This window comes from Thermoclostridium caenicola (genome assembly GCF_900142095.1).
In the GTDB taxonomy this organism is placed as follows: domain Bacteria; phylum Bacillota; class Clostridia; order DSM-8532; family DSM-8532; genus Thermoclostridium_A; species Thermoclostridium_A caenicola.
On the sequence record NZ_FQZP01000027.1, the window covers coordinates 1 to 12,712 of the forward strand.

Consider the following 12,712-nt stretch of genomic DNA (forward strand, 5'->3'; position numbering starts at 1 on the left):
GGAGGCTTTTCTTTTTCTACTTAAAGCTAAAGCTCTTAATCACACCGGCATAGCCGGTGGTTGTTGTTCCTCACTCCTTCGTCGTTCGGAACCAATGCTAAAGCAACAATCAAAAAAGCACTTGACCTATTGCCAAGCGCTTTTTTGGAACAACACAGATTATTCAATGCTGAAATATATTTTATCGCCGCTTCCATCATCCCGAAGGACTAAGTAATTGGTTTTTCCCTTGTAGACCGGAATGATTACTTTTCCATCAGCCGAATATGAAGCCGTTTCATCAATATCTATTTTGTCAAACCCCACTTGATCCGAGATATTATCTTTCAGAGCGTCTTCAAAGCCGAAGAAAGCATAGCCAATAACACTTTCACCAGCACTTGATTCCGCTCCTACTATATGGGGATAGAACGATGATATGTATGCGCTGCCTGATTCACTTCCCAGAAGTTTTATTTCAGCATTGCATGATACATCAAGAATCCTGTATTCAAATCTGTCATCCTCATTCACTCTTACATTCATTTCTTTGAGTTCATCAATGGTGACGGGTTTTGCATCATTAACCGTCAAGGAATAGGTATATTCAATTTTGTAATATGAATCCGTCGTCCCAGACCATGTATATGTGCTTCCTTTAGGAACAGGAGAGTCCTTCTTTCCGATTCCCGAATCCTTATTCTTTTTATCCGATTTGTCTCCGGATTCAGAGTCTTTTTTATCCTCAGAAACAGACTTCTTGTCGTTATCCTGTTCGTCCTGTTCCGAATCAGCCTTACCTTCAATGTCAATATCAGGTGTCGATTCTTCACGCTGTTCCTGTTTCTGATCCTTTACGGTATCCGCATCACCGGAATTCCTGGAAACACTGCATCCAAACAGCAGGGATGCACAAAGAAGCATTGCCAATACCAGCATCAGCTTTCTGTTCATTGATTTGAACCACCTTTCCTTCAAGCATGAGTTTCCAAAACCATAAAGAAATATTTAATAATTTTGTAAAACACCATGCAGACGAACATAAATTATATCGGTGTATCCGTTAAATAGCAATGTTATACTTGAGCTAAAATAATTGAATTTTTATACCAAGATTTATGCAAACATATAAAGGAACGCTCAGACATGCATAAATTATCTGACGATGAATTAATAAGATCGTATTACCAAGTTCCAAAAAGGTAACAGAATGAATTTAAGAAATGCAGCTTACTGAGTACCCTGATTAATTTGAGGTTCATTTGATCGTCTCACTGAACAGCTTTTTCTTCCGCTCAATCATCTCCTCAATCCGTTCGATATACTGCGTCACTTCCTTCACATTATCTGTTCTTTCGATGCGGTTTTCAGACGGGATCACGATCTTGGTTATGGCGCCCGCGCCAAAGGCGAGAATGCTCTGACGCTCCACCATGGTCTCCACGTTGTAACGGCAACCCTTGCCGGGAACGGCATAGCCCGTATTCTCCAGGTTGGCCAGCATGTTCTTCTGCCTGTAGAGGTAATAGGGTTTCATGCCCATTCGTCTTGCGGATTTACGGGCTTCCTCAATCATTTGGTCTACCACTTCATCCGGAGCGGATGCATATTCATCCACGGTCTGGTGCAGCCTGGATGCCCGCTTGATGGCCATGGTATGCACCGTCAGGCTGTCGGGACGCAATTCCTCAATCCGGCTCAGGGTCTGCCTGAACATATCCAGGTTTTCGCCCGGAAGCCCGGCGATGATATCCATGTTGATATTATCAAAGCCCATATCCCGTGCCATGCGGAACTTCTCTGTGATGTCTTCGGGCGTATGGTTCCTGCCAATCAGCCTTAAGGTTTCATCGTTCATGGACTGGGGGTTGATGCTGATGCGGGTTGCGCCGCTGTCTTTGATGATGCGCAGTTTTTCCATGTTAATGGTATCCGGCCGGCCGGCTTCAACGGTGAATTCCCTGGCATGTCCGAAAAAACCCTGCACTATGGCTAATAACCGTGCAAAGTCTTTCTCCGGCAACGCAGTCGGGGTTCCGCCTCCGATGTACAGGGAATTGATTTTAAGATGATTCTCCCTGATCCACCGGGCGCCAAAGGCCATTTCTTTATCCAAAGCGTCAAGATAAGGTTCCACAAGGTAAGCCAGGCGATCGATGGGATATGAGGTAAACGAGCAATACAGGCAGCGGCTGGCACAGAACGGTATGCCGATATACAGGTTTACCGCTGATGCATCCCCATCCATGTAGCTGCGTTCCTGGCAGGCTACCTCAAACAGCAGCTGCGCCTTCTCCCTGCTGATGCCCGTAACTTCCCGGAGCAATTCAACGGTCTGCTCTTCGTCCATGCCATCCTCAAGGCATATGGCGGCCAGTTTGACCGGGCGCACACCCGTCAGTGAGCCATAAGGCAGGTCTTTCTGGAACGCCCTTTGTAAGACACGGTAAAGCACCGTTCCGCAGATGATCTTGCCGTTGCGCAAAAGGCGCCCGCCGGGACGCTCCATTTCTTCCCACGATATTTTCATGGTGGCCTGGAGATCCGGTTTCCGGCATCCGTCCAGGACGGCAGAAAGATCATCCGGTCCATTGATGGCATCATAAAAAGCGGCTTCAGCCGAAAACCCGCCGCCTAAATCTTTTCTTTCGAGGGTGATCAGCATGCTGCCCGCATCAAACGAAGAAACGCTGTCCTCGTCCATGACGATGATCTTATCCCGATCGTGGAACAGCCCCAGCAGCACCCTGGCATCGTAGGCCATATCGATGCCCCGGATCAGGACATACAGCCTTCCGTCAGGCATAGGGGTTGTTCTCCTTTTCGTAACCTATAGTGGTCTTCGGCCCATGACCAGGGTACACCACAATGCTTTCATCCAGGGTAAGAAGCTTATTGTGGAGGGAAGTTTCCATGGCTTCCGGATCTCCGCCGGGAAAATCGGTTCTGCCTATGGACAGGTGAAAGAGGGTATCCCCTGAAAAGAGCGTGCCATCAGTAAGGATACAGATGGAGCCAGGTGAATGACCAGGCGTATGGATGATCTCTAGGGTTAAGTTCCCTGCCTGGAGCTTCTGGCCATCCTTTAACAGGATATCGGGCTCTACGGTCTCCAGGTCCCTTCCGGCTCCAAACATCCTGGAGCCGTTCAGCATGGGATTCCGGTACAGGTTCAGTTCGTCCTCATGCACACAAACCTGCGCGCCCGTTTTTTCCTTCAGGGTTTTCACATGGTAGATATGGTCGAAATGACCATGGGTGAGAATGATGTATTTCACAGAAAGCCCGTTACGTTCAACGATATCCATTATTCTTCGCGAATCAACGCCGCAATCGATCACGACACACGCTTTACTGCTGTCATCGGATAAAATGTAGGTATTGGACTCAAAAATGCCGTAAGGCAGAACATAAAACGCCATATCCATTCCCTTTCCATTCGGTTAGAATGTTTTTTTACTGTCCAAAAGCAGAGTCACAGGCCCGTCATTCACCAGTTCAACTTCCATCATGGCCTGGAAAACGCCCGTTTCAACCTTTATGCCGTATTTTTCCTCAATAAAACTCACAAAGTCTTCATAAAGCTTCTCCGCATCCTGTGGCGCGGCGGCCGAAGAATAGCTGGGGCGCTTTCCTTTCCTGCAGTCGCCGTATAAGGTGAACTGGGACACCACCAGAACCTGTCCGCCCACGTCCAGCACCGACAGATTCATTTTATCGTTTTCATCCTCAAATATTCTCAGGTTCATTACCTTATCGGCCAGCCACTGCAAATCCTGCTCCCCGTCATCCTGACCGACACCCAGAAGAACCAGGATGCCTTTTCCTATTTTGCCCACCGTCTTTTGGTCCACTCTGACTTCTGCGCGGCTGACCCGCTGTACTACTGCTCTCATACCAATATCCTTTCTTCCATAAAATACGGCCTTCCAAACCTTATCGTCCGTCAAGCCGCAACATGATGATATTCAGTATTATCTTTATATAAACCTCCTGCGTGTTCCGCAGGCATCTCATGCGCGTTTTGCTTTCAATACCTATGGCAGAACCCAAAAATCATACAAAAAACCCTGCCATATGGCATGTGGCCTAAAAGCCAGGGCACATACCGGCGCTGACAGGTTGATTACTTGTTCCTGGAGATTTCAAACACATCTCGGATCTTGCTGATTTTTGCAATGATCCGATCCAGTTGCTCGGCGTTATTGATTTCCAGGGTCATATGCATAACAACGGAGAAATCCTTGCTGGTTCGGGCGTTCAGGGCACGCAGCGGAATTCTTGATTCACCGATGTTATTGGTGATATCCACGAGGAGCCCCGGCCTGTCATGGGCCTTCAGGGTGATTTCTGCAAGATAGGAAACATTGGGGGACACGGTATTGTACCAATAGACCTCTATCAGGCGTGCGTCACCGTCGACCAGGTTATTGCGAACATTGGGACAATCGGTCCTGTGGACCGAAACACCGCGTCCGCGGGTGATATAGCCGATGATATCGTCACCGGGAACCGGGTTGCAACATCGGGACAACCTGACCAGGCAGTTGTCGATACCCTTGACGACCACACCGCTTTCAGGCGCCCTTTTGGCTTTCTTCTTGTTTTCCTTTTCGATCTGTTTGAGCAGCATCTGGGTCTGCTCTTCAGGCGGCAGGCTCTGCCTGTAGACTTCCCTCAGCCTGGTTACAACCTTGGAAGCGGTAATCGCACCCAGGGCGATGGCCGCATAGAGATCCTCCACCGTATGAAAGCCATAACGCTTCAGGATGGGATCGAGATATTCGGGCTTCAAGGCCTGGGTCATGGTCAGGCCGTTCCTCTTGACCTCTTTTTCGAATATCTCCCTGCCCTGCTCAATATTCTCTTCCCGTTTTTCCTTCTTGAACCACTGGTTGATCTTGTTACGGGCCTGGGAGGTCTTGACGATCTTCAGCCAGTCCCTGCTGGGACCATTGCTGGCAGACGAAGTGATGATCTCGACAATATCGCCGTTCTTAAGCTCATAGTCCAGGTTGACGATGCGCCCGTTGACCTTGGCGCCAACCATCTTGTTACCGATGGCGCTGTGGATGGAGTAGGCAAAGTCTATGGGATTTGAACCGGCCTTCAGGCTCTTCACATCACCCTTGGGCGTAAAGACAAACACCTCGTCGGTGAACAGATCGATCTTGAGGTTTTCCATGAACTCATCGGGATCCCGGGCGTCCTTCTGCCAGTCGAGGATCTGGCGAAGCCAGGAAAGCTTCTCCACATAGTTCTTGTCCTCGTTCCTGGCGCCCTCCTTGTACTGCCAGTGGGCTGCGATACCTACTTCAGCCACGCGATGCATTTCGTGGGTCCTTATTTGAACCTCGAAGGGGATGCCCTCGGGTCCGATGACCGTCGAATGGAGGGATTGGTACATGTTGGGCTTGGGCATGGAGATATAGTCCTTGAAGCGGCCGGGCATGGGCTTGAACAGCTCATGAATAAGGCCCAGGGCAGAATAGCAGTCCTTGACCGTCTCCACGATCAGCCGGATGGCGAAAAGGTCGTAAATCTGCTCCAGGGTTTTGTTCTGGGTAGTCATCTTGCGGTAAATGCTGTACAGGTGCTTGGCTCGGCCTTCAATTTCGGCAGAAATGCCCATTTCCTCTGTTTTCCTGCGGACGATCTCGATGATGTTATTGATGTATTCCTCGCGTTCACGGCGTTTCTTGGCGATTTTTTCTGCCAAATCGTAATAGTTTTTCTCATCCATGTAGCGGAAGCTTAAATCTTCAAGCTCCCACTTGATCTTGTGGATACCAAGGCGATGCGCAAGCGGCGCATAGATTTCGAGGGTTTCACGGGCTTTCTGCTGCTGCTTTTCCTTGGTCATGAACTTCAGCGTTCTCATGTTGTGCAGCCTGTCGGCCAGCTTGATGATGATCACGCGGATGTCCTTGGCCATGGCCAGGAACATCTTTCTGAAGTTCTCGGCCTGAACTTCCTGCTTGGTGGTATAGGGAAGCTTCGTCAGTTTGGTCACACCATCCACCAGGTTGGCCACTTCCTGACCGAACTCCTCCCGGATGCGATCGATGCTCATGATGGTATCTTCAACCGTATCATGGAGGATGCCCGCGGCAATGGTGGTCGGATCCATCTCCAGTTCTGCAAGGATGATGCCAACCTCCAGCGGATGAATAATGTAGGGATCACCGGAAACTCTTTCCTGTCCCTTATGCGCCTCTTTTGAGATTTCATAGGCCTTGCTGATCAATTCAAGATTGGCTTCCGGATTATATTTAATTATGAGTTCCTTGAGCTTTTCAAATTGATCAATCATAACAATGCCCTTCAACCCAAAACTTAACAACCCTCTGAATCATTTTATACAATACCCGGGCAGATTGCCCATGCAATATATCGGCTGTCTTTTCCTACCCGCACATCCTGGTATTCTCCTGCAGGTATGAGAACAGCTCGGAATCCTCCAGGTTTACCTTGCCGGTGTACTCGTATCGCCTGAGTCTGTAGCTGCCGTCCTCCTGGATGGAAAAATCCATCAGCTGCAGTTCATCAAAAATCAGGAGCGACAGTAACAGCTTGTAGAAATTGATCCTTCTGCCCGATTCATCGGCAATCAGCCTGGCATGCCAAAAAAGGTCCGCCACATCCAGGCGTTCAATGCCATTTTTCATCACATAGCGATAAACAACGGCAAGATCGTCCCTCTGAACAGTTATGTCGTCAGCTTTCACCAAATGACTATTGATCCCATTATAAAGCCAATCATAATCGCAATCAAGTGATTCAAAGCGGCGGGCTGCTTCCACCAGGAACCGGTTCCTTGCCACGGTTTCCTCATCCATGCACATATCCAGTATGCGAACCTGCAGATATTCCGCGCCCTGCCAGACATTGACGCCCAGGTTAAATACCATATCCAGCCTGTCGCCGATGCGTATGTATCTTTCCAGATCCCCCTGACCGAAGAATACGGCATCCGCTGTTCCGCGCCCGGTGGAAAACCTCAGCTTCAGATGCTTGCCGTCCCCAATGCGCCACTTGTTCGTGATCTCCACATTCTTCACCATGAGGACCGGCACAGGGTTTCCCTGTCCGAAGGGTTCCAGAAGGTTCATCCGCCTGGCGTTTTCCATGGTGATCTCCCCGGGCTCCATGACGGTATGGATTCTCAGCGAGGGTTCGGTCATTTCATCGGTCATGTTTTCAGCCGCATGCCTGTTCACGCCTTCCCTAAAGGCCTGGATATTGTCTGCCGTAAGCGTCAGGCCGCCAGCCTGTTCATGACCGCCGAACTTGATCAGCAAATCGCCCTGGGATGCCATGCACTCGAAGAGGTTGTACCCGGGAATGCTTCTTCCCGATCCCACGGCCATCCCTTCCTCCACTGAAAAAACAAAGGCGGGTTTGTGGTAGCGTTCCACCAGCTTGGAAGCCACAATTCCCACAACGCCATGGTGCCAGCCTTCTCCCCAGACCACGGTGACCCTGTTGTCCCTGTAACCATCCTCAGCCTCAATCATGGATACGGCCTGGCTGAAGATGGCATCCTGAACTTCCTGGCGGAGGCTGTTGGTACGGCTCAGCTCCTCCGCAATGGCCCGGGCTTCATCCGGCTCATCGGTGATGAAGAGATTAACCGCCCGTTTGGCATCGCCCATCCTGCCCGCGGCATTCACACGGGGAGACAGCATGAACGCAACGCGCCTGGAATCGATGGTACCCAGGGAAATCCCGGCAGACTCGGCCAGGGCCCGGATACCCAGGCAGCAGTCACAATTCATCTTTTCAAGGCCCAATTTGGCTATCACACGGTTTTCATCCGTTAAATCCACAATATCCGCAATGGTGGCCAGAGCCGCCAGATCCAGGTAATCCTTGTAGGCATCGGGCTTTCCCATAAGGGTCCCGACGGCCTGGACCAGCTTCAGCGCGATCCCTGCACCGCACAGATATTTGAAAGGATACCCACAGTCCGGCAAATGAGGATTCAGAATGGCCAGTACCTGGGGAACCAGGTCCTCCTGGCACTGGTGATGGTCGGTAACAATGATATCCAGCGGCTTTCCGCCATCAAGGCAGCGTTTCTGTATGGTGTCGGTCTGCTCCCGCGCCGTAATGCCGCAGTCCACCGTGATCATCAGATCATACCCGGATGCGCAAACCACATCCATTGAGGCATCCGAAATGCCATAGCCTTCTTCCACCCTGTCCGGGATGTAGAACTCCGGATTAAGACCAGCGCTCCTTAAGAAACGGATCAATATGGCCGTGGCCGACACACCGTCCACGTCATAATCGCCATAAACCAGTACGGACTCCTGCCGCTCGATGGCCCGGACAATCCGCGCTGCAGCCTTGTCCATTCCCTTCATCAGGAATGGATCATGCAAATGGCATATATCCGGGGCCAGGTAGCGCTCCGCATCTTCCGCAGAAACTACGCCCCGCTGCCAGAGCAAACGCCTGAAAAAAGCCGGATATTGAGCGCATCCGGAGAGGCTTTCTCCGTCGGCGTCATCAATGATCCATCGCTTGAAGCTCCCTGTGTACAAGCTTTCCATCTTTTGTCTCCCAAAAATTGATGCTTTTGTGCTGACCTGTCACAGAAACATGCATAGCAGATGCCTTTATGATACTGAAAAGCCCGAAGTCGCTAGAACTCCGGGCTTCGTTTAGGCCAGCCTGATTTATGCCAATAAGCTTTTGACTATTTCGTTGACAACGGTACCGTCTGCTTTGCCTTTCACCTTCGGCATGACTGCTTTCATGACCTTGCCCATATCCTTCAGTGAAAGCGCACCTGTTTCCGCTATGGTCTCCCTGATAATGGCCTCCAGTTCATCCCTGGTCAATTGCTTGGGCATGTACTCAAGGATGATTTCGATTTCCCTTTCGGCCTTCTCTTTCATATCGGCTCGCCCGCTATTTTCTATTTCGGATAATGCGTCGCGTCTGTTCTTGAGCTCTCGGGCAAGGATTTCGGATATCTCGTCGTCGCCAAGGACGACTTTCTTATCCTTTTCGACCTGAAGAATGGCGGAACGAATCAGTTGGATGGTATCCTTCCTGACATTGTCCTTGGCCTTCATCGCTTCCTTCAGATCATTCAAAAGCCTTTCTTTCAGGGACATGTAATTTGTCCCTCCTTACTTCGACTTTCTCTTCCTCGCAGCTTCAGACTTCTTCTTACGCCTTACACTGGGCTTCACATAGTGTTCTCTCTTTCTGACTTCGGCGAGAACACCTGCCTTAGCACACTGCCTCTTAAACCTTCTCAGCGCACTGTCGAGGGTTTCGTTCTCTTTAACCTTGACTTCAGACACATCTATCCCTCCCCTCTGTTACGACATAGCCGTGCCGGGGGATTTATCCGTTCAGACGAATGGTAAATACCAAGTAACAGCACGTATTATATTATATAATAGCGCCATAAACAGCGTCAACATATTTTTCCGAGCATGCGCATCGAATCAGCATGCTTCACCATCTTCCGGCATGTTTCTGTGGGTGTTTTCGCCGATCAGATGATCTTTTCACCCATCTTGATGCCGCCAAGGACATGGTAGTGCAGGTGCATGACGGTCTGCCCCGCATCGGAACCGCAGTTGACGATCACGCGATAGCCCTTGTCCTTGATACCGGTAAGCTCTGCAACCTTCTGAATGGCCTTGTGGACGGGGACCACAGCCTGGATGTTCCCTTCATCCAGCGCTTCAAGGCTTTCAATATGCTGCTTGGGCACCACCAGGACATGAACCGGCGCCGCAGGATTGATATCCTTGAAGGCCAGAACGTATTCATCCTCATAGACCTTGGCTGACGGAATTTCTCCCCTGATGATTTTGCAGAAAATGCAGTTCTCTGCCATCTGGCTCACTCCTTATTCGGTATGCTTGGTTATTGTTCCATTCTCCTATTTTATCATTTCCGCTGCCTTATCTCGGGCGATTCTGAGCGCCTCATCCATGCCTGCGGGGTTCTTGCCGCCGGCCTGGGCCATGTCGGGACGCCCGCCGCCACCGCCGCCGCATGCCGCTGCCGCTTCCTTGATGATCTGGCCGCAATGGATGCCGCGGGATACCGCGTCCTGGGTGGCAGATACGATGAGGTTCACCTTTTCATCCTTGCTGGAGACGAGGATGACCACTCCGGAGCCCAGCTTGTCCCTGATGGAGTCCGAAGCGTTCCGGAGGGCGTTCATGTCCATATCCCCCATCCTGGCCGCCACAATCTTAAGCCCCTTCACATCCTGCGCACCGGCGATGATGCTGTCCAGGGAGCCCTTCAGCATCTTGCTGTTCAGTTGCTCGATCTCTTTCTTCAGATGCTTGATCTCATCGGACAGGTTTTCAATCTTGTGCTGCAGTTCCTCGGGCGAGGATTTGGCCGCTTCCGCCGCCTTCTTCAGCATATCCTCGCGGCTCTTGAAATACGCGAGGGCATTGAAACCTGTCAGCGCCTCAATTCTCCTCACGCCTGCCGAAATACCGCTTTCACCGAGAATCTTGAAGAGGCCGGCCTGACCGGTGAACTTCAGGTGCGTGCCGCCGCAGAGCTCCTTGCTATAGGATCCAACCGAGACCACCCGTACCATGTCCTTGTACTTTTCACCGAACAGAGCCATGGCTCCGGACTTCCTGGCCTCTTCCACCGGCATTTCCTCCACGGTTACCGGGATGTTCTCAAGGATCTTCTCATTGATCTCCTTCTCGATCCTGTCCAGCTGCTCCGGCTCAATGGCGGAGAAATGGGTGAAGTCGAAGCGGAGCCTTTCAGGCGTGACAAGGGATCCAGCCTGGTTGACATGATCGCCCAGCACGTTCTTCAGGGCCTTGTGGAGCAGGTGGGTAGCGGTATGGTTCCTGGCTGTTGCCAGGCGATTTTCCACATCTATGGATGCCTTAACCCTGTCTCCCACCATGGCGCTTCCCGAGATCACCTTGCCGATGTGGAGATACTTGTCATCGGTTGTCTTGGTACAGGATGTAACCTCCATCCTGAAGCTGTCGTTGCTGATGATGCCCGTATCGCCCACCTGGCCGCCGCTTTCCGCATAGAATGGGGTTTTGTCCAGGATCAGGGTCACCTGGTCATCCTGCTGGGCCGATTCAACCAGGGCATCGTTCATAAGGATATACAGGATCTCGGCATCGCATTCATACTCCGTATACCCCACAAACTGGGTAGGTATGTTCTTATCCGTTCCTTCAAACAGATCCTTTTCCCAGGCCGATCCCACGCGGCTCTTGTGAGCCTCGCGAGCTTTTTCCTTCTGCTTGGCCATCTCCTTATGGAATCCCTCTTCATCGATGGCAATACCTTTTTCCGATGCGATCTCGCGGGTCAGATCCAGCGGGAATCCATAAGTATCATGGAGCTTAAACACCATTTCGCCCGTCAGCATGTTGGAGCCATTGCTTTTCACCTGTTCCAGGTATTCTTCCAGGATGCTGGTTCCCTGGTCGATGGTGGCATAGAAACGCTCCTCTTCCAGGCTGATAACCTTGCGGATGTAATCCCGCTTCTCTTTCAGGTTGGGATAGGCATCGCCGAAGCATTCAATGACCTTGTCGGCGATATCGGCCATGAACAGTTCGTTGATGCCCAAAAGGCGCCCGTGGCGAGCCGCACGGCGCAGAAGCCTGCGAAGCACATATCCGCGTCCCTCATTGGAAGGGAGAATGCCGTCGGATACCATCATGGTCACGCTGCGGGCATGGTCGGTAATCACGCGGATGGAGACATCCTTCTTGTATTCTTTCCCGTATTCCACCCCTGCCTTGGCACAGACCGCATCCAGGATGGCACGGATGGCATCCACCTCAAAAATGCTGTCCACGCCCTGCATCACGCAGGCCAGGCGCTCAAGGCCCATGCCCGTGTCGATGTTCTTGTTTTTCAGGGGCACATATGAACCGTCTTCCTGCCGGTCAAACTGGGTGAACACATTGTTCCAGACCTCAATGAAGCGGTCACAGTCACAGCCAACCGTGCAGTCCGGCTTGCCGCAGCCCTTGTCCGGACCGCGGTCGAAATAGATCTCTGAACAGGGACCGCAGGGGCCGGTTCCGTGTTCCCAGAAGTTATCCTTCTTGCCGAACCTGAAGATTTTCTCGTGGGGCAGCCCAACGTCCTTGTGCCATATATCGTAAGCCTCGTCGTCTTCTTCATAGACCGATACAAACAAACGCTCTTCGGGAATCTCGAGGACCTTGGTCATGAATTCCCATGCCCAGGGTATGGCTTCCTTCTTGAAATAATCGCCGAAGGAGAAGTTCCCCAGCATCTCAAAGAAAGTCCCATGGCGCGATGTCTTTCCCACATTCTCAATATCGGGTGTGCGGATGCACTTCTGGCATGTGGTCACACGCTTGCTGGGGGGCTTTTCAAGCCCGGAAAAATAAGGCTTCAGCGGCGTCATTCCCGCGTTGATCAGCAGAATGCTGGGGTCGTTGACGGGAACCAGCGAAAAGCTGGGAAGCCGCAGATGCCCTTTGCTTTCAAAGAATGACAGATACATTTCTCTGAGTTCATTCATTCCATATTTGCGCATGTGTCTCTACCTCTTTCAGCATAAACATGGCAGGTTCACCCCTGTACCGAAAAAAACGGGCTTGAAGCAAACCATGCCATTCTTCGCAGGATGTATGATGATACTGTACCATAATGTACCGTAATAGACTCCAGTTTAGTATATCCAATGCACCTCGGCAGCGTCAAGCCATACGGCGCAAGA

The 12,712-nt window shown here is 51.1% G+C and carries 10 protein-coding genes; all 10 read right to left on the reverse strand.

What is annotated here, in order from left to right:
• Window positions 1-159: 159 nt before the first annotated feature.
• Complete coding sequence (locus F3H12_RS08050) at window positions 160-933, reverse strand: hypothetical protein (RefSeq protein WP_149678832.1); 774 nt, start codon at window positions 931-933, stop codon at window positions 160-162.
• Between the two features lie 304 nt (window positions 934-1,237).
• Window positions 1,238-2,785 carry a coproporphyrinogen dehydrogenase HemZ gene (hemZ, locus tag F3H12_RS08055; protein WP_149678833.1) on the reverse strand — a complete coding sequence of 516 codons (1,548 nt, stop codon included), beginning with the start codon at window positions 2,783-2,785 and terminating at the stop codon, window positions 1,238-1,240.
• Window positions 2,778-3,401 carry an MBL fold metallo-hydrolase gene (locus F3H12_RS08060; protein WP_149678854.1) on the reverse strand — a complete coding sequence of 208 codons (624 nt, stop codon included), beginning with the start codon at window positions 3,399-3,401 and terminating at the stop codon, window positions 2,778-2,780. Before F3H12_RS08060 ends, hemZ begins: the two co-directional genes overlap by 8 nt.
• 21 nt (window positions 3,402-3,422) lie before the next feature.
• Window positions 3,423-3,875 carry a D-aminoacyl-tRNA deacylase gene (gene dtd / locus F3H12_RS08065; RefSeq protein WP_149678834.1) on the reverse strand — a complete coding sequence of 151 codons (453 nt, stop codon included), beginning with the start codon at window positions 3,873-3,875 and terminating at the stop codon, window positions 3,423-3,425.
• A gap of 230 nt (window positions 3,876-4,105) precedes the next feature.
• Complete coding sequence (locus tag F3H12_RS08070) at window positions 4,106-6,292, reverse strand: RelA/SpoT family protein (RefSeq protein WP_149678835.1); 2,187 nt, start codon at window positions 6,290-6,292, stop codon at window positions 4,106-4,108.
• A gap of 94 nt (window positions 6,293-6,386) precedes the next feature.
• A complete protein-coding gene (gene recJ, locus F3H12_RS08075; protein ID WP_149678836.1) occupies window positions 6,387-8,537 on the reverse strand; it encodes a single-stranded-DNA-specific exonuclease RecJ in 2,151 nt (716 codons plus the stop codon).
• Window positions 8,538-8,663: 126 nt separating this feature from the next.
• Window positions 8,664-9,107 carry a GatB/YqeY domain-containing protein gene (locus tag F3H12_RS08080; RefSeq protein ID WP_149678837.1) on the reverse strand — a complete coding sequence of 148 codons (444 nt, stop codon included), beginning with the start codon at window positions 9,105-9,107 and terminating at the stop codon, window positions 8,664-8,666.
• Window positions 9,108-9,122: 15 nt separating this feature from the next.
• A complete protein-coding gene (rpsU, locus tag F3H12_RS08085) occupies window positions 9,123-9,299 on the reverse strand; it encodes a 30S ribosomal protein S21 (protein ID WP_149678838.1) in 177 nt (58 codons plus the stop codon).
• Window positions 9,300-9,496: 197 nt separating this feature from the next.
• Window positions 9,497-9,844: a histidine triad nucleotide-binding protein gene (locus tag F3H12_RS08090; RefSeq protein WP_149678839.1), complete on the reverse strand. Its 348-nt coding sequence runs from the start codon at window positions 9,842-9,844 to the stop codon at window positions 9,497-9,499.
• A 45-nt stretch (window positions 9,845-9,889) separates the two neighbouring features.
• On the reverse strand, window positions 9,890-12,529 hold the full coding sequence (gene alaS, locus F3H12_RS08095) for an alanine--tRNA ligase (RefSeq protein WP_149678840.1): 2,640 nt from the start codon (window positions 12,527-12,529) through the stop codon (window positions 9,890-9,892).
• Window positions 12,530-12,712: the final 183 nt, after the last annotated feature.

What these genes read in the sequence shown, in the direction of transcription:
- F3H12_RS08050 (WP_149678832.1), bottom strand. Translation starts at nt 933, where the DNA reads ATGAACAGAAAGCTGATGCTGGTATTGGCAATGCTTCTTTGTGCATCC.
- hemZ (WP_149678833.1), bottom strand. Translation starts at nt 2,785, where the DNA reads ATGCCTGACGGAAGGCTGTATGTCCTGATCCGGGGCATCGATATGGCC.
- F3H12_RS08060 (WP_149678854.1), bottom strand. Translation starts at nt 3,401, where the DNA reads ATGGCGTTTTATGTTCTGCCTTACGGCATTTTTGAGTCCAATACCTAC.
- dtd (WP_149678834.1), bottom strand. Translation starts at nt 3,875, where the DNA reads ATGAGAGCAGTAGTACAGCGGGTCAGCCGCGCAGAAGTCAGAGTGGAC.
- F3H12_RS08070 (WP_149678835.1), bottom strand. Translation starts at nt 6,292, where the DNA reads ATGATTGATCAATTTGAAAAGCTCAAGGAACTCATAATTAAATATAAT.
- recJ (WP_149678836.1), bottom strand. Translation starts at nt 8,537, where the DNA reads ATGGAAAGCTTGTACACAGGGAGCTTCAAGCGATGGATCATTGATGAC.
- F3H12_RS08080 (WP_149678837.1), bottom strand. Translation starts at nt 9,107, where the DNA reads ATGTCCCTGAAAGAAAGGCTTTTGAATGATCTGAAGGAAGCGATGAAG.
- F3H12_RS08090 (WP_149678839.1), bottom strand. Translation starts at nt 9,844, where the DNA reads ATGGCAGAGAACTGCATTTTCTGCAAAATCATCAGGGGAGAAATTCCG.
- alaS (WP_149678840.1), bottom strand. Translation starts at nt 12,529, where the DNA reads ATGCGCAAATATGGAATGAATGAACTCAGAGAAATGTATCTGTCATTC.